This is a genomic window from Streptomyces sp. NPDC059649 (assembly GCF_042734445.1).
Taxonomy (GTDB): Bacteria; Actinomycetota; Actinomycetes; order Streptomycetales; family Streptomycetaceae; genus Streptomyces.
In genome coordinates this window covers 35,257-56,694 of sequence record NZ_JBHWDV010000032.1, presented here as the reverse complement: position 1 = coordinate 56,694, position 21,438 = coordinate 35,257, and the positions used below count along the sequence as shown (strand labels likewise).

Here is a 21,438-nt window from a genome sequence, read left to right as displayed (position 1 = left end):
TTTTTAACCCCCCCTGCCCCCCCCCACACCCCCCCGGGGGGGGCCCAGCACCCCCCGGGGGGGGGGGGGGGCTGGCGCGGGGGGGGGGGGGCCCCCCGGCCCCCCCCACACCACTTGCCGCGAGGGCTGCCACTCGCCTCAGCTGTCACTGGCCGCGGGGGCTGCCAGTTGCCCTGAGGGCCGACGCCACGGCAAGGGGCAAGCGGCGACGCGCAAGCCCGCACGCCAAAGGGCCGCCGTCCCGTTCCGTAGAGCAATGACGGAACGGGACGGCGGCCCTTTGCCGTGCGTGTGAGGTCGCGCTCGCCTCAGGTCGTTACGGCTTCGGCAGGGGCTTGCCGTACCAGAGCTCGATCAGGCACGCGGCGATGGAGATGCCGTGGGGCGGCAGGACCTCGCCGGATTCGAAGGCGGCGCGGAGGTCCTCGCGGGAGAACCAGCGGGCCTCTTCGATCTCCTCTCCGTCCACCTGGATCTCGGAGGAGGTGGCGCGGGCCATGAAGCCCAGCATCAGGCTGGAGGGGAAGGGCCAGGGCTGGCTGGCCACGTACTCCACGTCCCCGACGACGACGCCGGCCTCCTCGTAGACCTCACGGGCCACCGACTGCTCGATGGACTCGCCCGGCTCGACGAAGCCGGCGAGGGTGGAGAAGCGGCCTTCGGGCCAGTGGACCTGGCGGCCGAGCAGGGCGCGGTCCTCCTCGTCGGTGACGAGCATGATCACGGCCGGGTCGGTACGGGGGTAGTGCTCGGCGCCGCAGGCGGGGCAGCGGCGGATGTGGCCGGCGGCGGCGATGACGGTGCGTTCGCCGCAGCGGGAGCAGAAGCGGTGCAGCCGCTGCCAGTTCTCCAGGGCGACGGCGTGGACGAGCAGGCCGGCGTCGCGCGGGGACAGCAGCATGCCCGCCTCGCGCAGGCCGGCCGGGCGGGCGGACTGGTCCATGCGGCCGGGGAGGCTGTCCTTCTGGAGAGCGAAGTAGCTGACGCCCTCGTCATCGGTGCCGAGGTAGTAGCGGTGGGCCTCGGTCAGCGGCGCCTCGAAGGACGGCGTCATGATCAGTTCGGTGCGGCCGTCGGGGGTGTCGTCGATCAGTGCCTGGCCGCCGGACACCACGAAGACGCGCGTCGTCGGGTGGCTCCAGGCCGCCGCCAGCCATGCCTCGTCGAGACGGTGGTGGGCGGAGCGGTCGATGCCGCTCGGCGCGCTGAACGTGATCGGCCGGTCGGCGGTGTGGTCGGTCCAGGTGGTCACTGCTGTTTCCAACTCCCCCTGAGGCGTGGGTGATTGCTGCGTACGGGCGCGGAACGGGGCGGCGGGTGCGGCGCGGTCAGGTCCGCTGCCAGTGCTCCGCCAGGTCGCCCCACAGGTGGGCGGCGGTTTCGACGCCCTTCATCAGCAGGTCGAGTTCGACCTTTTCGTTCGGTGCGTGCCAGCCGTCGGAGGGCACGGAGATGCCGAGGAAGAGGACCGGGACGCCGAGGACGTCCTGGAGGTCGGCGGCCGGGCCGGAGCCGCCCTCGCGGGTGAAGCGGATCTTCTGGCCGAAGGCGCGTCCCATGGCGCGGACGACGGACCGGAGCGCGGGGTGGTCGAGCGGGGTGAGGCAGGGGCGGGTGGCGCCCCAGAAGGTGATCGTGTGCCGGATGCCGGGCGGGAGCTGTGCGGCGACCCAGTCGCGTACGGCCTGCTGGACGGCGGCCGGGTCCTGGCCGGCGACCAGCCGGAACGAGAGCTTCAGCTGGGCGGTGGACGGCACGATGGTCTTGCCGCCGGGGCCTTGGTAGCCGCCGCCGATGCCGTTGACCTCGGCGGTGGGGCGGGCCCAGAGGCGCTCCAGGGTGGTGGTGCCGGCCTCGCCGAGGGTGGCGTGGGAGTGCGCGGTGCGCAGCCACTCCTCCTCGTCGAAGGGCAGCTCGGCGAAGAGTTCCCGTTCGCGGTCGGTGAGTTCGATCACGCCGTCGTAGAAGCCGGGGACGGCGACCCGGCGGTCGGCGTCGTGGAGTGCGGCGGCCAGCCGGGCGGCCTCGGTGGCGGGATTGGGCACCGCGCCGCCGAAGGAGCCGGAGTGGATGTCCTGGTCGGGGCCGTACAGATCGATCTGACAGTCCGTCAGTCCGCGCATGCCGGTACAGACCGTGGGGTTGTCCCTGGACCACATGCCGGTGTCGGAGACGATCACGGCGTCGCAGGCGAGGCGGTCGGCGTGCTTCTCGATCAGCGCGGGGAAGTTCGGGGAGCCGGACTCCTCCTCGCCCTCGATGAGCAGTTTGAGGTTGACGGCGGGGGCGGTGCGGCCGGTGGCGGCGAGGTGGGCGCGGACGCCGAGGGTGTGGAAGAACACCTGGCCCTTGTCGTCGGCGGCGCCGCGGGCGTAGAGCCTGCCGTCGAGGATCTGCGGCTCGAAGGGGTCGGTGTGCCAGCCGTCCTCACGGGCGGCGGGCTGCACGTCGTGGTGGCCGTAGACGAGCACGGTGGGGGCGGACGGGTCACCGGAGGGCCATTCGGCGAAGACGGCGGGCAGGCCGTTGCCCTCGGTCTCCCAGATCTCGGCGGTCGGGAAGCCGGTGTGGGTGAGCTTGGCGGCGAGCCATTCGGCGCTGCGGCGTACGTCGGGGGCGCGGTCCGGGTCGGCGGACACGGAGGGGATGCGCAGCCACTCGGCGAGGTCGCCGAGGAAGGCGTCGCGGTGGCGGTCGAGGTACGCGTGGACGGCGCTGTCCGGGGTTGTGCTCATACGACCGAGCCTATCGGCCTTCCGGGGGAGGCCGGTCGTCGGTCTCGCCCAGCAGGATGCGTTCGAGGCCGGCGCGGCCGGGGAGGCGGGTGGGCCGGACGATCTCGCCGGTGCGGACGTAGAGGAAGGCGGCGCCGACGGCGGACGGGGGCAGGCCGTGCCGTTCGGCCCAGGCGAGGCGGTAGATGGCGAGCTGGAGGGGGTCGGCGGTCTGGGTGCGGCCGGTCTTCCAGTCGATGATCTCGTAGCGGTCGCCGTCGGGGCCGCGCTCCTTGTAGACGGCGTCGATCCGGCCGCGGACGACCCGTCCGGCGAGTATCAGTTGGAACGGCGCCTCGACGAGGTAGGGGGTGCGGTGGGCGTAGGGGGTGCGGGCGAACGCCTCCTTGAGGGTTTCCAGGTCGTGTTCGTCGGTGATGCGGTCGGCGTCGGGATCGTCGGCGCCCGGTAGCTCGTCGGGGCCGAGCAGTGGCAGGGCGAGCTCTTCGAAGCGGGACTCGACCCAGGCGTGGAAGCGGGTGCCGCGGCGGGCGCCGGGCTGGGGCGGGCGCGGCATGGGGCGGGCCAGCTCGCGGGCGAAGCCGTCCGGGTCGGCGGCGAGGCGGAGCAGCTGGGTGGCGCTGAGTGCGGCGGGCAGCGGGACCTCGCGGACGGTGGCGCGGGAGCGGCGCAGCTCGTCGGCGAGCGCCTCCAGGTCGCGGTCCCAGGAGCCGAGGATGCGGCGTTCCTCGGGCAGCAGCGCGTGCGGGCCGGTGCCCTCGTCGCCCCCTTCACCGTTTTCGCCCTTTTCGTCCGGGCTGCTGAGGTCCGGCTCGGTGGTGCGCTGGGCGACGATACGGGGCCGCGGCGGCGCGGCGGCCGGGTCGGGTACGTCGTCGAACGGGTCCGCCTCCGGGAGCGCGGCCGCGTCCGGGAGCGCGGCCGCGTCCGGCTCCTCGAACGGGTCCGCTTCCCGGAAGGGGTCCGCTTCCTCGAACGGGTCCGCCTCGGGCACGCCGTACGCGTACGCCGCGTCGTCCTCCGGCATGCCGTACGGGTCGTCCGCCCACTCCTCCTCGGGCGGGGCCGGCGGCCACTCCGGGTCGTACGCCGGAGACGGTGCGGGGACGGCGGCGGAAGTCGTGGTGGCGGGCGGCCGGGCGGCCTGGTGGCGGGCCAGGTGGGCGCGGACCGCGGCGGCTGCGGTGCGGCGGCGGGCCAGGGCGGCGGGGTCGAGCGGCAGGGGCCAGGCCTGTTCGACGGCGGCCTCGGCGAGGGTGGGGTTCTCGGCGCCCTCCTCGGGCGGGTCGGCCCAGTGCTCGATCTCGCCGTGGCCGGCCTCGCAGTGCTCGCGCAGCGCGTCGAGGAAGGCGGAGGGGCCGCGCGGTCGCTTCTGGTGGGGGCCCCACCAGTGGCCGGAGCCGAGCAGCAGGGAGCGGGGGCGGGTGAAGGTGACGTAGCCGAGGCGGAGTTCTTCGGTCTGCTGGTGGTGCTTCATCGCCTCCTTGAAGTCCTTGATGCCGCGGGCGGCCCATTCCTCGACGTCGGGGAGGGTGGCGGCGTCGCCGCGGAGGGCGTGCGGCAGGACCTTGGCGCGGCTGGTCCAGGACTCGCGGGACTGTTCGCTGGGGAACTGCTTGGCGACCAGGCCGGGGACGGCGACGACGTCCCATTCGAGGCCCTTGGACTTGTGGGCGGTGAGCACCTTGACGGTGTTGTCGCCGCCGGGGAGGGAACTGTCGAGGCCCTTCTCGTACTGGGCGGCGGTGCGCAGGAAGCCGAGGAAGGCGAGGAGGGTGGCTTCGCCGTCGAGGGATTCGCCGCCCTGTTTGGCGGCGAATCCGGCGGCGATGTCGAGGAAGCTGCCGAGGGTTTCGCGGCGGCGGGCGGCGAGGGCGTGCGGGGAGGCGGAGAGCTCGACCTCGAGGCCGGTGGTGGCGAGCACCCGGTGGAGGACGTCCATGAGGGGGTCGCCCAGGGAGCGGCGGAGGTCGCGGAGCTCGGTGGCGAGGTGGGCGAAGCGCACCCGGGCCTCGGCGGAGAACGGCAGGCCGTCGTCGGTGCCGTCGGCCTCCAGGAAGGTGTCGAGGGCGTCGGCGAGGGAGAGGGTCTCGGCGGGGTCGGTGCCTTCGACGGCTTCGGCGAGGCGTTGGGCCGGGTCGTCGGAGGGGCCGCCGTGGTGGACGAGGGTGCGGGCGCGGCGGCCGAGGAGGGCGAGGTCGCGGGGGCCGATCCGCCAGCGGGGGCCGATCAGGAGGCGGACGAGGGAGGCGTTGGCGGTCGGGTCCTGGAGCACTTCGCACACGGCGACGAGGTCGGCGATCTCGGGGAGGTGCAGCAGTCCGGAGAGGCCGACGACCTCGACGGGGATGTCGCGGGCGACGAGTTCGCCCTGGATCTGGGCGAAGTCGCCGGCGGTGCGGCACAGGACGGCGATCTCGCCGGGCGGGGTGCCGGTGCGGACGAGGTGGGCGAGGGAGTCGGCGAGCCAGCGGAGTTCTTCGGCGTGGGTGGGCAGCAGGGCACAGCGGACGGTGCCGTCGCGTTCGGCGCCGGGGGCGGGGCGGAGCGCTTCGACGCCTTCGTGCATGCGGCGGAGCGGGGCGGCGAGGCCGTTGGCGAGGTCGAGGAGGCGGCCGCCGCTGCGGCGGTTCTCGCTGAGCGCGTACCGGTGGGCGGGGGTGCCGTCCGCGAAGGGGAAGTGGGCGGGGAAGTCGTCGAGGTTGGCGACGGAGGCGCCGCGCCAGCCGTAGATGGCCTGGCAGGGGTCGCCGACGGCGGTGACGGCGTGCCCGGTGGGGGTGCCGTTGGCGGCGCCGAAGAGGCCGGAGAGCAGCAGTCGCTGGGCGACGGAGGTGTCCTGGTACTCGTCGAGCAGGACCACCCGGAATTCGTCGCGCAGGATCCGGCCCACCTCGGGGCGGGTGGTGGCGAGGGTCGCCGAATGGGCGATCTGGTCACCGAAGTCGAGCAGATCGCGGCGGCGTTTCTCGCTGCGGTACGCGGCGACGAGGTCGAGGAGCTCCAGCCGGGCGCGGGCGGTTTCGGGGACCTTGCGCAGGTCGGCGTTGGTGAGCTTGATCCCGTCGAGGGTGGTGAGCAGCCCACTGTCGTACGCACGGAGCTCGGCCGGGTCCACGAGGTGCTCGGCGAGCTCTGCATCGAGGGCGAGGAGGTCCTCCACGAGGGAGGGCAGGGAGGTGGTGAGCGCCGGGTAGGGGCCGGGGGCGGTGCGCAGGGTGCGGGCGGCGAGCTGGAAGCGGGTGGCGTCGGCGAGCAGCCGGGCACTGGGTTCCAGGCCGATGCGCAGGCCGTGGTCCTTGAGGAGCTGGCCGGCGAAGGCGTGGTACGTCGAGATGCGCGGTTCCCCGGGGACGGCCTCGGCACTGACCGGCACGGGCTCCGGGTCGGTCACCCCGGCCCTGACGAGGGCGGCACGGACCCGCTCGGCCAGCTCGCCGGCGGCCTTGTTGGTGAAGGTCAGGCCCAGCACCTGCTCGGGAGCGACCTGCCCGGTGCCGACCAGCCACACCACCCGCGCGGCCATCACCGTGGTCTTACCGGACCCGGCCCCGGCCACGATGACCTGCGGCGCGGGCGGCGCGGTGATACACGCCGTCTGCTCCGGGGTGAACGGGATCCCGAGCAGCTCCTTGAGCTGCTCGGGGTCGCTGATACGAGCTGACACGCTGAAAACGGTAACGGCCCCCACTGACAATCCGCTGCGCTGGGCTGCTCGCCCCACGTACCTGGCTTTCCCGCCGCGGGGCGCTTTGCGGCGCCCCGCACGTACCCGTCTGCGGCGCCGCGGGGCTTGGTCGCCGTTGCGCGCTTTGCGGCGCCCCGCACGTACCTGGCCGTCCCGCCGCGGGGCTTGGTCGCCGTTGCGCTTTGCGGCGCTCCCCACGTACCCGTCTGTCCCGCCGCGGGGCTTGGTCGCCGTTGCGCCTGGCGGCGGGCGATTGTTTGTCGGGTGCGGTGCCGGCCCTCCAGACTTCGTCCTCCGGTCCAGCCCCTCCCGTGAGTGGGGGGAAGAGCTGAGCGGGGGCGGGCCTGATCCGTTGACCGCGCGCACGTGGGCATTACCTGCACCCCCACCGTCCTTAACTTTCCCCCTCCCGGGAGGGGACGGGCCGGAGGGGCCTTGTTCGTGGACGTAAAGCGAAGCAGTCCACGAACAAGGCCCCGGAGGACCGTCACCGCACCCGACAACCACCAGCCCGCCGCAGGCGCAACGGCGAGACGCCCCGCGGCGGGAAAGACAGGTACGTGGGAGGCGCCGCCAAGCGCGCAACGGCGAGACGCCCCGCGGCGCAGCAGACAGGTACGTACGGGGGCGCCGCGAAGCGCAACGGCGAGCAACCCCCACGGCGGGAAGGCCGAGTACGTGGGAGGTCACTCCACCACGTGACGCCCCTCCGGTCGCGCGCTGCAGGACGCGCGGAACGCGCAATGCGTGCAGTGCGTGCCCGCGGCCGGTGTGAAGCGTTCCTCCAGGACGCGGCCGGCGGCGGTGGCGAGGAGGTCGCCGACCCAGTCGCCGTCCGGCGGCGGCTGGGCCTGTACGGCGGGCAGCGCGTCGCCGCCCTCCTTCTGGGGGGCGCCGATGCGCAGGTGGACGAGTTCGGCGCCGCCGGGTTCGGGGGTGCGGCCGTCGAAGGCGTCGTCGACCGCGCCTTCGCGGACCGCGAGCTGGTAGACGGCGAGCTGGGGGTGGCGGGCGACCTCGGGGCCGGTCGGTTTCTGTTTGCCGGTCTTGAAGTCGACGACGTAGGCCCTGCCGTGTTCGTCCTGGGCGACGTGGTCCATGCTGCCGCGGATGCGGACCTCGTAGGTGCCGGCCCGGAGGGTGACGTCGAAGGGGTGCTCGGTGGCGACGGTGTCGCGGCCGAGGGTTTCGCGTTCCATGACGTGCCAGCGCAGGAGGCGTTCGAGGGCGGCGCGGGCCTGGTCCTTTTCCTGGCGGGACTTCCAGGGGGCGTCGAAGGCGAGCGCGTCCCATACGGAGTCCAGGCGTTCCATGAGGACGGTGAGGTCGGCGGGGGTGCGTCCGGAGGCGACCTCGTCGGCGAGGACGTGGACGACGTTGCCGAAGCCCTGGGCGGCGGTGGCGGGGCTGTCCGCCTTGACCTCGCGGCCGAGGAACCACTGGAGGGCGCAGGTGTTGGCGAGCTGGTCGAGGGCGCTGCCGGAGAGGACGACGGGCCGGTCGCGGTCGCGCAGCGGGACCCGGCTGTGGGTGGGGTCGTGCATGCCCCACCAGGTGTCGGGGTGGGCGGCGGGCACCAGGGGGCGGTGGTCGTCGTCGTGCAGTGCGGCGAGCCGGGCGAGCCGCTGGGCGGCGGCGTCGCGCAGGGCGGGGCTCGCGGCGGGGTCGACGGTGGTGGCGCGGAGTTCGGCGACCAGCGCGGCGACGGAGAGGGGGCGGCGGGGGCGGCCGGTGACGTCCTGGGGGGTGATGCCCAGTTCGGTGAGGAACCGGGAGGGCTGGTCGCCGTCGTCGGCGGCGGCCTTGACGGCGGTGACGACGAGGCGGTCGCGGGCGCGGGTGGCGGCCACGTAGAACAGCCGGCGTTCCTCGGCGAGCAGGGCGCCGGGGGTGAGGGGTTCGGCCAGGCCGTCGCGGCCGATCCGGTCGGCTTCGAGGAGGGAGCCGCGGCGGCGCAGGTCGGGCCAGAGTCCTTCCTGGACGCCGGCGACGACGACCAGCCGCCATTCCAGGCCCTTGGCGCGGTGGGCGGTCATCAGCCGGACGGCGTCGGGGCGGACGGTGCGGCGGGTGAGGGTGTCGGCGGCGATGTCCTGGGCGTCGAGTTCCTCCAGGAAGTTGAGGGCGCCGCGGCCGCCGGTGCGTTCCTCGGCGCGGGCGGCGGTCTCGAACAGGGCGACGACGGCGTCGAGGTCGCGGTCGGCGTTGCGGCCGGCGGCGCCGCCGCGCCGGGCGGCGCGTTCCAGGCGCTGCGGCCAGGGGGTGCCGTCCCACAGTTCCCACAGGGCCTGTTCGGCGGTGCCGCCGCCGGCGAGGAGTTCGCGGGCCTTGCGCAGCAGCAGGCCGAGCCGCTGGGCGCCGCGGGCGTAGCCGGGGTCGTGGGCGACCAGGCGCTGGGGTTCGGCGAGGGCCCGGGCGATCAGTTCGTCGGAGGGCGGCGGCAGGGCCGTGCCGGCGGCGCGTTCCTCCTCGCGCAGGGCGCGGCCGAGGCGGCGCAGATCGGCGGCGTCCATACCGCCCAGGGGGGAGGCGAGCAGGTCGAGGGCGGTCTCGGCGTCGAGCCGGCCCGGGGCGGTGGTGTCCGCGGTGTCCGGTTCGGGGCCGAGGGCGGCGAGGGCCGCGGCGCGGAGCGCGGTGAGCAGGGGGGCGACGGCGGGTTCGTGGCGCAGCGGGAGTTCGTCGCCGTCGATGTCGAGGGGGACGCCGGCGGAGGTGAGGGCGCGGCGGACGGCGGGGATGGAGCGCCCGCCGGCGCGGACGAGGACGGCCATGTCGCGCCAGGGCACGCCGTCCTCCAGGTGGGCGCGGCGCAGGATGTCGGCGACGTTGTCCAGCTCGGCGCCGGGGGTCGGGTAGGTGTACGCCTCGACGCGGCCGCCGTCCCGTACGGGCGTGGGTTCGCGGTGGGCGCGGACCTTGGCGGCGGGGAGGCGGGTGAGCGGCATCCGGTGGGTGAGCTGCCGGGTGGCGGTGAGCAGGGCGGCGCCGGAGCGGCGGGAGGTGCGAAGGACGGCGACGGGGGCGGGGGTGCCGTCGCCGCGGCGGAAGGTTTCGGGGAAGTCGAGGATGCCGTTGACGTCAGAGCCGCGGAAGGCGTAGATCGACTGGTCGGGGTCTCCGAAGGCGACGAGGGTGCGGCCCGGGGTACCGGGGGCGGCGGCCGCTGTGTGGTTGCCGGCGAGCGCGCGCAGCAGCCGTACCTGGGCGGCGTCGGTGTCCTGGTACTCGTCGACGTAGACGGCGTCGTAGGCGGTGGCCAGTTGGGCGGCGATCTCGGGGCGTTCGGCCAGGAGCACGGCGCGGTGGACGAGTTCGGCGTAGTCGAGGACGCCCTGGCCGTCGAGGACGTCGAGGTATTCGGCGAGGAAGCCGGCGGCGGCGTACCAGTCGGGGCGTCCGGTGCGGCGGGCGAAGGCGGCGAGGGCGTCCGGGCCCAGGCCGAGTTCGCGGCTGCGGGCGAGGACGGCGCGGACCTCGTCGGCGAAGCCGCGGGTGGTCAGGCAGGCGCGGAGGTCGTCGGGCCAGCTGATCGCGGCCCGGCCCTCGCCGGCGAGGTCGGCCTGGCCCTGGAGGAGTTCGCGGACGACGAGGTCCTGTTCGGGACCGGACAGCAGCCGCAGCGGGTCGGCGAAGAGGTCGGCGTCCTGATGGGCGCGGACCAGGGCGTAGCAGAAGGAGTGGAAGGTGGTGGCCTGCGGGATGCCGGCCGGTGCGGGCGGTGTCCCCGGCCCTTCGCCGTTTCTGCCGGGGCGGCGGCGGGGCTTCTCCAGGGCACGCAGGCGGAGCGCGAGGCGGTCGCGGAGGGCGACGGCGGCCTTGCGGCTGAAGGTGAGGACGAGGATCCGCTCGGGGTCGCCGCCGTCCCGCACCCGGCGGGCGACGGCTTCGACGAGGGTCGTGGTCTTGCCGGTACCGGGCCCGGCGAGGACCAGCAGCGGGCCGTCCCGGTGGTCAACCACGGCGCGCTGGGCTGCGTCCAAGGTGGGAGGGTCCACCCGTTCCGGCGGTGTGCGGACCAGTCGGTACGCGCCGGAGGCGTCCTGCCGCGCCGCCCGGCGGGGCTGCGTCGGCGGGACGGCCTTGAAGGAGGAGCTCACGTGGATCGCCGGTCCTGAGGAGGGTGCTGGTCGTGGTGCGGATGCGGTGCGGGGCGCGCCGCGGTGCGGGGTGCCGGGGTGGCTGGGAGCCGGGCGGCGGCGCCGTGGGGGCGGCCGGCGCCGGGACGGCAGTGCCCGACGCTACGCCAGTGGGCGCCGGGGCCGCGGACCGGTCCGCGGGCCGCCGGGCCGGGCCGGGGTGGCCGGCGCCGGGCGGCTCAGTCGTGCCATGGCTCGTCCCGGTCGTCCTGCCGGCCGTCCCAGCGGGCGCGCCGCATGTCGAGTCTCGGTATGTGGCCCTCCGCCCCCTGCGACGCGGCACGCAAGGGGGTGCCCTCGTCCCTGTAGTGGGCCAGGGCGCGCAGTTCGCTGCCGGGGAGCAGCCGCCCGTCGGCGCGTACCACCCGCCACCAGGGGACCGCGCCGCCGTAGAGCGCCATCACCCGCCCGACCTGGCGCGGACCTCCCTCGTCCACGTACTCCGCGACATCGCCGTACGTCATGACCCGGCCGGCCGGAATCAGCTCGGCGACGGAGAGCACCCGCTCTGCGTAGGCGGGCAGTTCCCCGGCGTCGGCGCCGGGCGCCGTGTCTCCGGTACCACTCATTCGGTCCATCCTGCCGCACGGCACCGACAATGGGAGCGGACACACGGTCCACCACCCTTCGGAACGCCGGCGGCGGCCGCCACCGGACCCGGCGCGGTGGCAGAGGTTCCGCTTCCCGTCACCCCGAAATGCACCCTGATGCCCCCCTCCACCGGTCGGCCGTGCCACCATCTTCCGGACGGTGACTGGTGATACGAGATCAAGAAGAGACGGCCGAGCAGCAGGGCGCGGCGCCTCCACGGGAGGCGGGCGCCCCTGAAGCGCTGCCCGTCGAGGGGAAGCACCAACGGAGGCCGGCCACGGCTTCCGCTACCGAAAAGGCGAGCACGATCAAGAAGGCCGAACGACCGGGGGCGTCCCAGAGGCCGGAAGGGCCCAAGGAGCCCGCACCACCCACGGGACACGAGGAGGAGCGGCAGAGCGACCGGCAACACCAGCAGGCGCAGGACGACGCGCACGTGGAGCACGGCAAGGGCGCCGAGCCGGGCCCGACCGCGGCCCGCGGCGCGTCCCGGACGGGTTCGCACCGCGACGGGACGGCCGCCGACGAGTGCGGCGAGTTCCACGTCGACCGGGTCTCCGGCGACGAGCCGCTGCTGCCCGCCCGGGTGCACCGGCCCGCCGACCTGCTGCGGCTGCTGCTCGGCATGGCCGGTATCGCCCTGGTCCTCGCCCTGGCCACGTTCGCGCACGGCACCACCGCGGGCCTGGCCCGGGACATCGGCACCGGCGCCCGGGCCACTCCCCCGCTGCTGATCAATCTGGCGGGGCTGACCGCCAGCGTCGCGGTGCTGATCGTGCCGGTGGCGTTCGCCGTCGAGCGGCTGGTCAAGCGGGACGGGCTGCGGATCGCGGACGGCGTGCTCGCCGCCGTCCTCGCGCACGGGGTGTCGCTCGCCACCGACCTGTGGGTGGCCGAGTCCGCCCCGGCCTCCATCAGGGTGGCGCTGACCCAGCCGCTGGCGAACGGCTCGCTCTCCGCGCCGGTGCACAGCTATCTGGCGCCGGTGATCGCCTACATGACGGCGGTGGGCATGTCCCGGCGGCCGCGCTGGCGGGTCGCGATGTGGGGCGTGCTGCTGCTGGACGCGTTCGCGGTGCTGGTCGGCCGCTACACCACCCCGTTCGCGATCATCACGACGGTGCTGATCGGCTGGACCGTGGCGTTCGGCACGCTCTACGCCGTCGGCTCCCCCAACGTCCGGCCCACCGGGCAGAACCTCCTCGCCGGGCTGCGCCGGGTCGGCTTCCGTCCGGTCAGCGCGATGCGCGCGGAGGACACCGCCAACGCCGAGCACAACGAGAACAACGAGCACGCCGACCGCGGCCGCCGCTACCTCGTCACCCTGGAGGACGGCCCGCCGATCGACGTCACCGTGGTCGACCGCGAGCAGCAGGCCCAGGGCTTCTTCTACCGGGTCTGGCGCCGGCTGTCGCTGCGCGGCATCAACCAGCGCCGCAGCCTGCAGTCGCTGCGCCAGGCCCTGGAGCAGGAGGCGCTGCTGGCGTACGCGGCGATCGCGGCCGGCGCCCACGCCCCCAAGCTGATCGCCACCTCCGAGCTCGGCCCGGACGCGGTGATGCTGGTCTACGAGCACATCGCGGGCCGCACCTTCGACTCGCTGGCCGACGAGGAGATCACCGACGCGCTGATGCACAGCGCCTGGCGGCAGGTCGAGGCGCTGCAGTCGCGGCGGATCGCGCACCGGCGGCTGGTCGGTGACGCCATGCTGGTGGATCGTTCCGGCAACATCGTGCTGACCGAGCTGCGCGGCGGCGAGATCGCGGCCGGTGACCTCGTTCTGCGGATGGACATCGCGCAGCTGCTGGTCACGCTGGGCCTGCGGGTCGGCGCGGAACGGGCGGTGGCGGCGGCCGTGGAGGTGCTCGGCCCGGACGCGGTCGCGGACAGCCTGCCGCTGCTCCAGCCGATCGCGCTGAGCCGCACCACCCGGGCCACCCTGCGCCAGCTGGCCCGGGAGCGCGCCAAGCGGGAGCGGGAGGCGGTGCTGGCGGCGTCGCAGGCCGCCAAGGAGGCGCGGGAGGCCCGGGAGGCGGCCCCGAAGGACCGCCGGACGCTGCGGGCCGAGCGGCACGCGGAGAAGAACGCCGAGAAGCGGGCGTTGGACGAGGCGACCGAGGAGGCCCGCGAGGAGGACCTGCTGGCCCAGATCCGCCGGCAGGTGCTGTTGATCCGGCCCACCGCGGTGATCGAGCCGGCGAAGCTGGAGCGGCTCAGCCCGCGGATCCTGATCAGCTGGATCGCCGGTGCCTTCGCGGTGTACCTGCTGCTGTCCCAGCTCACCAACTTCAACCTCGGTGACGTGGTCAGCGAGGCCCAGTGGGTGTGGGTGCTGGTGGCGATGTTCTTCTCGGCGACGACGTACATCGCGGCGGCGATGAGCCTGCTGGGGTTCGTCACGGAGAAGGTGTCGTTCGTCCGGACCGTGATCGCGCAGATCGCCGGCAACTTCGTGAAGCTGGTGGCGCCCGCGGCGATCGGCGGGGTGGCGCTCAACACCCGCTTCCTGCAGCGCGCCGGGGTCCGGCCCGGTCTGGCGGTGGCGAGCGTCGGCGCGTCCCAGCTGTTCGGGCTGGGCAGCCACATCCTGCTGCTGCTGGCCTTCGGCTATCTGACCGGCACCGAGCAGACCCAGGACATCTCGCCGTCCCGTACGGTCATCGCCGGGCTGCTCACCGTGGCCGTGCTGGTGCTGGTCGTCACGGCCGTGCCGGTGCTGCGGAAGTTCGTCTCGACGCGGGTGCGGTCGCTGTTCGCCGGTGTGGTGCCGCGGATGCTGGACATCCTGCAGCGGCCCCGGAAGCTGGTCACCGGCATCGGCGGGATGCTGCTGCTGACGGCGGCGAACGTGATGTGCCTGGACGCGTCGATCCGGGCGTTCGGCGGCGGCGACAAGATCAGTTACGCGAGCATCGCGGTGGCGTTCCTCGCCGGCAACGCACTGGGCTCGGCCGCCCCCACACCGGGCGGCGTGGGCGCCGTCGAAGGTGCGCTGATCACCGCGCTGACCATCGCGGGGCTCCCGGGCGACACCGCGTTCCCGGCGGTGCTGCTGTTCCGGCTGATGGTCTTCTGGCTGCCGGTCCTGCCGGGCTGGCTGGCCTTCACGTATCTGACGCGCAAGGGCGAGATCTGACCCGCAGGGTCGCCCCGGGGCCCTCGGGCAGCCGGGCAAGGCGAAGGCGCCGGTCCGTGGCATACGGACCGACGCCTTCGGCGCTGTCTACGGCGCGGTGATCAGTGCGCGGGCCTGATCAGTAGACCGGCTTCTCCGGCTCGACGGTGTTGACCCAGCCGATGACGCCGCCGCCCACGTGGACCGCGTCGGCGAAGCCGGCGGACTTCAGGACGGCGAGCACCTCGGCCGAGCGGACGCCCGTCTTGCAGTGCAGGACGATCTTCCGGTCCTGCGGGAGGTCCTGGAGGGCGGTGCCCATCAGGAACTCGTTCTTGGGGATCAGCCGGGCGCCGGGGATCGAGACGATCTCGAACTCGTTCGGCTCGCGGACGTCGATGATGTCGATCTTCTCGTCGGCGTCGATCCACTCCTTGAGCTGCCGCGGAGTGATCGTCGAGCCGGCCGCGGCCTCCTGGGCCTCTTCCGAGACGACGCCGCAGAACGCCTCGTAGTCGATGAGCTCGGTGACGGTCGGATTCTCGCCGCAGACCGCGCAGTTGGGGTCCTTGCGGACCTTGACCTGACGGTACGTCATCTCCAGGGCGTCGTAGATCATCAGGCGGCCGACGAGCGGGTCGCCGATGCCCGCGAGCAGCTTGATGGCCTCGTTGACCTGGATGGAGCCGATGGAGGCGCACAGCACACCGAGGACGCCGCCCTCGGCGCAGGAGGGCACCATGCCCGGCGGCGGGGGCTCCGGGTACAGGCAGCGGTAGCAGGGGCCGTGCTCGGACCAGAAGACCGACGCCTGGCCGTCGAAGCGGTAGATCGAGCCCCAGACGTACGGCTTGTTCAGCAGCACGCAGGCGTCGTTGACCAGGTAGCGGGTGGCGAAGTTGTCGGTGCCGTCCACGATCAGGTCGTACTGGGCGAAGAGCTCCATGACGTTCGTGGAGTCGAGGCGCTCTTCGTGGAGGTTGACCGTGACGTACGGGTTGATGCCCAGCACCGTGTCCTTGGCGGACGCGGCCTTGGAGCGGCCGATGTCCGCCTGGCTGTGGATGATCTGGCGCTGCAGGTTCGACTCGTCGACCTCGTCGAACTCCACGATGCCGAGGGTGCCGACGCCGGCCGCGGCCAGATACATCAGCGCGGGCGAGCCCAGACCGCCGGCGCCGACACAGAGCACCTTGGCGTTCTTCAGCCGCTTCTGCCCGTCCATTCCGACATCGGGAATGATCAGGTGGCGGGAGTACCTGCGGACCTCGTCGACGGTGAGCTCCGAAGCGGGCTCGACCAGGGGTGGCAGCGACACGGATGACCTCAACAAGGGGGTTGGTCGGTATCTGAGGACTGGTTGTCTTCCCGTAACACTGCCACGCCCTTCTTCATTCCGAGACACCCGGTCCGATGCGCGAGACGAATTCGTCCCAGTAGCCGGGCAGTGATTCCCAGGCACTTCCGACGGCATCGGCGGCCCCGGCCCGGCGGTCGGTGAGGTACACGGTGCCCGCCCCTTGCCAGCGGGCGATCCGCAGCGCCTCGTCCAGATGGGTCCGCGGCACGCTGTGCACGAGGTGACAGAACCGCTCCGGAGGGTGGTCGGCGGTCCACTCCGCGACCTGTGACCAGCGGTAGTCCGCCCACCGGCCGGCGAAGGTGACGAGCTGGTCGGCGGTGTCGGCGTATCCGGGGTGCGGATGGCTGCCGTGCCCGAGGACGAGGTGGGCGCCCGGGCACAGGCCGCGCAGGGCGGTGGTGAGCCGCCGGGTGGCGGGCAGCAGGGGCCGGTCCGTGGGGGTGCGGTCCAGCCAGAAGCCGTCGACGCGGTACCACTCCAGATAGCGGTGGGCGTCGGCGAGCAGCTCGCCGACGGGCCGGGTACCCCGGCCGAGGTCGAGGTGTCCCAGCACTCGGACACCCGTCTCACGCAGCCGGGCGGCGGCCGGTGCGCAGTGCGGGTCGGGGCGGGCCCCGGGCCCGTTGGACACGTCGAGCACCGCCCAGTGCACCAGGCCCGGGCCGCAGCCGAGCAGCCCGGACCATTCGGCGGGCGCGAGCAGCGGATGGGCGAAGCCGGGTACGCCGAGGCCCAGCGGGGCGGCGCCGGTCGGGGCGCGGGTGGGGCCGGCGGGGGTGGTCAGATGCGACACGCGGCCTCCATCCAGATGTCGGCGAGGGATTCCTCCAGGACGATCCGGGGGCGCCAGCCGAGCCGGTCGCGGGCGGTACGGACGTCGGCCTGCTGCCAGGTGCCGCAGCCGTCCGGGTACGGGTAGGTGGTGGGCGGCGAACCGACCGGGTGGTCGCCGGCCGGGGCGGGGATGACGAGGCGGGCCGGCGGGGAGTCGAGTTCGTGCAGCGCGCCGCCGAAGCCGGCGACCCGGGCGAGCACCGAGGCGGCCTCGCGCAGCCGTACCGCGCGGCCGGTCCCGATGTTGACCACGCCCTGCGCGGCGGACAGCGAGGCGGCGTGCACCGCGCGGGCGACGTCCCGGACGTCGACGAAGTCCCGCTGTACGCCGAGCCCGCCGAGCTTGAGTTCGTTGTCGCCGGACTGCATGGCGCGGCGCATGGCCTCGGCGAGCCGGCCGAGCGGGGAGCCGGCCGGGGTGCCGGGGCCGACCGGTGAGAAGACCCGGAGCACCACCGCGTCGAGCCCGGAGCCCAGGACGAGTTCGGTGGCGGCCAGTTTGCTGACGCCGTACGGCCCGCCGGGGCGCGGCACGGCGTCCTCGGCGGTCGACGAACCGGGCTGCGAGGGCCCGTACTCGGAGGCGCAGCCGAGGTGGACCAGGCGGGCGCCGCAGCCGCTGCGGCGCAGCGATTCGCAGATGGTGGCGACCGCGACGGTGTTGTGGCGGGTCAGCTCGCGGGCGCCGCCGCGGGTGGCACCGGCGCAGTTGATGACCACGCCGGGGTGGACCGCGTCGAGGAAGCGGGTCAGCGCCCCGGGGCTGCCGGTGGCCAGGTCGAAGCGGACGTCGGCGTCGTCCCCCCGGCCGAGGGCGGTGAGCTGGACGGCCGGGTCGGCGAGCAGGCGGTCGGCGACGTAACGGCCGAGGTAGCCGTTGGCTCCGATGAGCAGCACCCTCATCGTGCGACCCCCCGGTGCCGTCGGGCTTCGGTCGGCTGGACGTTCATGTGTCGTGCTCCTAAGGAGGGTGGTGGGAAGTGCGTGCGCTCCGGCCGGGGGGTCGGCGTCCGTCGTGGGGACGGGGGCCGCGTGGGGGGCGTGGTCCGCGGCGGGCGGGCCGCAGCGGCCGGAGGTGCCACAGAAGCCGTTACGGGGTGCCTCCGCGGCGGTGGTGCGTGGTGCGGGTGCCCGGGTGGTGCGGCGTGGGGGTGCGGGCCGGTGGCCGTCGGAAGGGTCACGACCGGGTCGCCTTCCGGGGGCCGGTGGGGGCGGGTGAGTGCGCACAGGCGCCGGTGAGCGCCCGCAGGCCGTACGCGAGGAGGGCGAGGGCGGCGGCGGTGCAGGCCAGGGCGGGGACCGCGGCCGGTCCGGCGGCGGTGGCCAGCGCCTGGACCGGGGCGTCGAGCGGGGGCGCGCCGGGGAGCCGGGCCGCCAGGACGAGGGCGGGGGCGAGCGCCTCCAGGGCGGCGGCCGAGGCAAGGCCCCGTGCGGCGGCCTTGGGGAAGCCGTGGACGGTGAGCAGCCGGGCGAGGAAGAGCAGCAGCCCGAGGGCGATGACGGCCACCGCCGGGAGCGCGCCGCCGTCGCTTCGGCCGAGGACCGCCCGGGCGCCCAGCAGCAGGGCCGTCAGCGCGCCCAGGAAGAGCAGGGTGGTGCCGAGCAGCAGCGGCCGGATGCGGGCCGCGAACTCGCCCAGGCCGCGGCTGGCGGCCAGCGCCCGGCGGCCGCGTACGGCGAACCAGCGGGCGCAGCCGGCCGCGGGCGGTACGGCGAGGGCGAGCGCCGCGGCGGCGGCGAGGGCGGGGTGGGGGTGGGTGGTCGGCAGGGCGGGGCCGCCGGCCAGCAGGTGGCCGAGCAGCCGGTCACCGACGAGTGCGTAGCCGACGGTCCAGCAGGTCCACAGGGCGGCGGACCGGGGGGCGGTGCCGGAGTGGCGGGGGCGCAGCGGTCCGGAGCGTACGGCCAGCCGGACGGCGAGCGCGGTCAGCACCAGCCCAGTAACGCCAACGGCCATACGGGCGAAGGGAGTTACCGATCCGCCGACGGAGGCGAGGGCGGCGAGGGTGGCGGCACAGAGGGCGGCGGGGAGGAGGTGCAGCGCGGCGCCGCAGCGTCCCCCCCACCCCCGAACCCACCCCCCGCCCCCTCCCCCGAAGGGGGAGGAGGGGGCGGGGGAGAAGCTCCGCGGCCGGCTGGCGCCCTCGGAATACGCCCGCCCCTCCGCCCCCTCCGCGTACGCCCGCCCCAACTCACCGTCGGCATACGGTGATCCGCCGGCATAACGTGATCCGTCGGCATACGCCGACCCGGCGCCGTAGGCCGACCCGGCGCCGTACGCCGATCCGTCCGCACCGTCCAGGGGATCGCCCCCCGCCCCGCGGTCCAACCCGCGGTCCAACCCGCCGTCCGCCCCCCGCTCCCCCACCGCGTCGTCCAGGGCGGGCGCTGCCGACCCCGCGTCCGGCCGGGTCGTCGTTCCTCCCGTGCCGGGTTCCGCGCGGGGTACGCGGGCGTAGAGCTCCTCGGCGAGGGAGAAGACGTCCCGGTGCCGGAAGCGGGCGGCGGTGCGATCGGTGACGCCGTGGGCCTCCAGGCCGGCGGCGATCTCCAGTGGGTCGACGGCGTGGGCGCAGAGCGTCCGGTGACGGTGCATCAGGGCTCGTACCGGGTCGGCGGGCCCGCGGCGGGCGGGGCGGGTGGTGGCGGCCTTGCGGGGCGTGCGGGCGGGTGCTGCGGGGTCGGCCGTCGCGCTGTTTGGGCGGGCACCGGGGGTGCCGCGGTCCGGTGGGGTCGTCGCCCAGTCAGGTGTGGTCATCGTTCCTCTCCCCTCCCCGTGGCTGCCGACGCGTGGGTCCCGCCTACAGGCCTCCCCGTGGCTGCCGACGGGTGGGTCCCGCCTACAGGCCTCACCGTGGCCGCCGACGCGTGGGCCCCGTCTACGGGCCTCACCGTGGCCGCCGACGGGTGGGTCCCGTCTACGGGCCTCACCGTGGTTGCCGGCGGGTGGGTCCCGCCTACGGGGCGGATGCCCGCGGTGCGCTCCCGGGGTGGGCGGCCGCGGCGGCGGAGGCCGTCCCGGTTGCCGGCGTGCGCCACATCGGCCATACCCGTCACCAGGGCCACACCCACCACCCCCATCGCGCACATCACGTCCAGCACAGCTGTCATCACTGCCGACACCCCTGTCCTCTCCGTCACGCCAACCACGGCTGCCTCTCGCCCTCTTGGTCCGTAGGCCGCTGCGTCCTCGGTCCTCGCCGTCTCATGGCACCGCCCAGCTCGGGGTCCGGCCGGCCGGTGCGGGGCCGGGCCGGGCGGCCGCACCGGTGGTGGCCCAGCGGCCGGGCACATGGGATTCGGCGGGGCGGGCGAACGGCTGCGGTACGCCGTGCGCGTCCCGGTCCCGGGCGGCGGACGGGCGGCCCGGGGCGTGCGAGATCAGCTCCAGATAGATGCCACGAAATGCCGCGGTGTTCTGCTCGACGGTGAACAGCTCCAGCGCCCGGGCCCGGGCGGCGGCACCCAGGCGTGCCCGGCGGTCCGGGTCGCCGAGCAGCGCGCCGCAGGCCTCGGCGAGCGCGCGGGGGTTGCGCGGCGGGACCACGAGCCCGGTGCCACCGATGACTTCGCAGACCGCGCCGGCGTCCGTCGACACCGTGGCGCGGCCGCAGAACATCGCCTCCACCAGGGAGCGCGGGAAGCCCTCGACGACGCTGGAGAGCACCACTACGGAGGCGGAGGCATAGGCGTCCGCCAGGGTGGGGGCGTCGGGACCGCCGATCTCCTCGAAGCTGACCGGGTTCTCGCCGACGGTGACGGCGTCGGCCGCCTCGTCGGGGAACAACTGGGCGGCCAGCGCCCGGCAGTGGGCGAGGTAGCCGGCCGCCCGGGGGGCCCGGCCGAGGCCGCCGATGATCCGGAGGGTGGCCGCGGGTTCGGCCCGGTGGACCTCGGCGAAGGCGTGCAGCAGCGCGATCAGGTCCTTGGCGGGCTCGACCGCGCCGACCCACACCAGGGTCTTGGAGTCGTCGGCCGGGGCGTCCGCGACGGCGGCGAACGGCGCGGCGTCCATGCCCGGGTGGACCGTGCGCAGTCGGTCCCGGTCGGCGCCGCAGCGCTCCTGCCAGCGCCGGGCGTGGGTGTTGCCGGGGGTGATCAGGGCGGCCTGGGCGTAGGTCTCGGCGGCCAGTGCGCCCTGGAACGCGGCGAGCAGGGCGCGCACCGGTGCACTCAAGGGTGCCGCGGCGCGCGCGAGGTAGTGCTCCCGCAGCCGTACGCCGTACTCGGTGACCAGGAGCGGCGTACCGAAGAAGCGCTTGGCCAGCAGGCCCGGGAGGGCGGCCGCACCACCGGAGGCGGCATGGCAGAGGTCGACGCCGTCGAGGCCGGGGGTGTTCCCGTCGCCGTACCAGTCCAGTGAGAGGGGGCGCAGTGTGCGTTCGAGCCGGTCGGCGACCGTCAGCAGGTCGCCCACCTGGGCGCCGTGTGCGGCGGGCAGTGCACGGGGGCCGTGGCAGACCGATTCCAGCCGGCGCACGGCGTCCTCGGAGCGCAGCAGGGCGGGCAGTCCGCCGTCGTCCCCGGCCTGTTCGGCGAGTCCGTACAGGCCGCTGGCGAAACGGTCCGCCTTCCTGGTCAGGGCGTTTTCGGGGGGCGTCGAGGCGAAGCCGGTCAGCAGGTCGCCGAAGTGCTCGGCGAAGCGGCGGCGGGCCCGCCGTCCGGGGGCGCGGCCGCGGCGCCCGTCCGCGGCCCGGCGGTGCCCGGCGGGGAAGTCGCCCCAGAGGGGGGCGTCGTGCACCCGTGTGATGTGGCCGGGCAGGGCGGGCCGGCCGCGTTCCCGGCGGGGGTCGGTGCGCAGGGCGTAGATCTCGAAGTCATGGCCGGTGAGCCCGCGTACGAGCCGGTCGCACCACGCGTGCGACTCACCCGGCGCGTACGGATAGCCACCCTCGGTGAGGAGTCCAATGCGCACGACGGCACCCCCGTCCTCCCATGTCGGCTTCCCTGACACGACGGCGCAGGGCCGTCGAACC

General features: G+C 74.7%; 11 protein-coding genes. 1 reads left to right on the top strand and 10 read right to left on the bottom strand.

Annotated elements, in window-relative coordinates:
* Nucleotides 1-316: 316 nt before the first annotated feature.
* The 5 genes from nudC to ACFV1J_RS27605 form a co-directional block, all read right to left on the bottom strand.
* Nucleotides 317-1,252 carry an NAD(+) diphosphatase gene (nudC, locus tag ACFV1J_RS27625; RefSeq protein ID WP_385862423.1) on the bottom strand — a complete coding sequence of 312 codons (936 nt, stop codon included), beginning with the start codon at nt 1,250-1,252 and terminating at the stop codon, nt 317-319.
* A gap of 76 nt (nt 1,253-1,328) precedes the next feature.
* Nucleotides 1,329-2,735, bottom strand: a complete 1,407-nt coding sequence (locus ACFV1J_RS27620; protein WP_385862421.1) for a dipeptidase — start codon at nt 2,733-2,735, stop codon at nt 1,329-1,331.
* Nucleotides 2,736-2,745: 10 nt separating this feature from the next.
* A complete protein-coding gene (locus ACFV1J_RS27615; RefSeq protein WP_385862419.1) occupies nt 2,746-6,402 on the bottom strand; it encodes a UvrD-helicase domain-containing protein in 3,657 nt (1,218 codons plus the stop codon).
* Between the two features lie 707 nt (nt 6,403-7,109).
* Nucleotides 7,110-10,520, bottom strand: coding sequence for an ATP-dependent helicase (locus ACFV1J_RS27610; RefSeq protein WP_385862417.1), 3,411 nt, complete (start codon nt 10,518-10,520; stop codon nt 7,110-7,112).
* Nucleotides 10,521-10,738: 218 nt separating this feature from the next.
* Nucleotides 10,739-11,128 (bottom strand): MGMT family protein, encoded by a 390-nt coding sequence (locus ACFV1J_RS27605; protein WP_385862415.1) that lies wholly within the window; start codon nt 11,126-11,128, stop codon nt 10,739-10,741.
* A 188-nt stretch (nt 11,129-11,316) separates the two neighbouring features.
* On the opposite strand from ACFV1J_RS27605, the gene ACFV1J_RS27600 reads away from it, so the two are divergent.
* Nucleotides 11,317-14,286, top strand: coding sequence for a flippase-like domain-containing protein (locus ACFV1J_RS27600; RefSeq protein ID WP_385862413.1), 2,970 nt, complete (start codon nt 11,317-11,319; stop codon nt 14,284-14,286).
* Between the two features lie 118 nt (nt 14,287-14,404).
* Here the strand turns inward: ACFV1J_RS27600 and moeZ are convergent, their stop codons facing one another.
* The 5 genes from moeZ to ACFV1J_RS27575 form a co-directional block, all read right to left on the bottom strand.
* On the bottom strand, nt 14,405-15,583 hold the full coding sequence (gene moeZ, locus ACFV1J_RS27595) for an adenylyltransferase/sulfurtransferase MoeZ (protein ID WP_385862412.1): 1,179 nt from the start codon (nt 15,581-15,583) through the stop codon (nt 14,405-14,407).
* A gap of 73 nt (nt 15,584-15,656) precedes the next feature.
* A complete protein-coding gene (locus ACFV1J_RS27590; RefSeq protein ID WP_385862410.1) occupies nt 15,657-16,421 on the bottom strand; it encodes a spherulation-specific family 4 protein in 765 nt (254 codons plus the stop codon).
* Complete coding sequence (locus ACFV1J_RS27585) at nt 16,409-17,365, bottom strand: NAD-dependent epimerase/dehydratase family protein (RefSeq protein WP_360946945.1); 957 nt, start codon at nt 17,363-17,365, stop codon at nt 16,409-16,411. The genes ACFV1J_RS27590 and ACFV1J_RS27585 overlap by 13 nt, the downstream gene beginning before the upstream one ends.
* A gap of 274 nt (nt 17,366-17,639) precedes the next feature.
* On the bottom strand, nt 17,640-19,220 hold the full coding sequence (locus ACFV1J_RS27580) for a hypothetical protein (protein ID WP_385862407.1): 1,581 nt from the start codon (nt 19,218-19,220) through the stop codon (nt 17,640-17,642).
* 447 nt (nt 19,221-19,667) lie between these two features.
* Nucleotides 19,668-21,377: a DUF3492 domain-containing protein gene (locus ACFV1J_RS27575; RefSeq protein ID WP_385862405.1), complete on the bottom strand. Its 1,710-nt coding sequence runs from the start codon at nt 21,375-21,377 to the stop codon at nt 19,668-19,670.
* Nucleotides 21,378-21,438: the final 61 nt, after the last annotated feature.

What these genes read in the sequence shown, in the direction of transcription:
- ACFV1J_RS27620 (WP_385862421.1), bottom strand. Translation starts at nt 2,735, where the DNA reads ATGAGCACAACCCCGGACAGCGCCGTCCACGCGTACCTCGACCGCCAC.
- ACFV1J_RS27585 (WP_360946945.1), bottom strand. Translation starts at nt 17,365, where the DNA reads ATGAGGGTGCTGCTCATCGGAGCCAACGGCTACCTCGGCCGTTACGTC.
- ACFV1J_RS27580 (WP_385862407.1), bottom strand. Translation starts at nt 19,220, where the DNA reads ATGACCACACCTGACTGGGCGACGACCCCACCGGACCGCGGCACCCCC.
- ACFV1J_RS27605 (WP_385862415.1), bottom strand. Translation starts at nt 11,128, where the DNA reads ATGAGTGGTACCGGAGACACGGCGCCCGGCGCCGACGCCGGGGAACTG.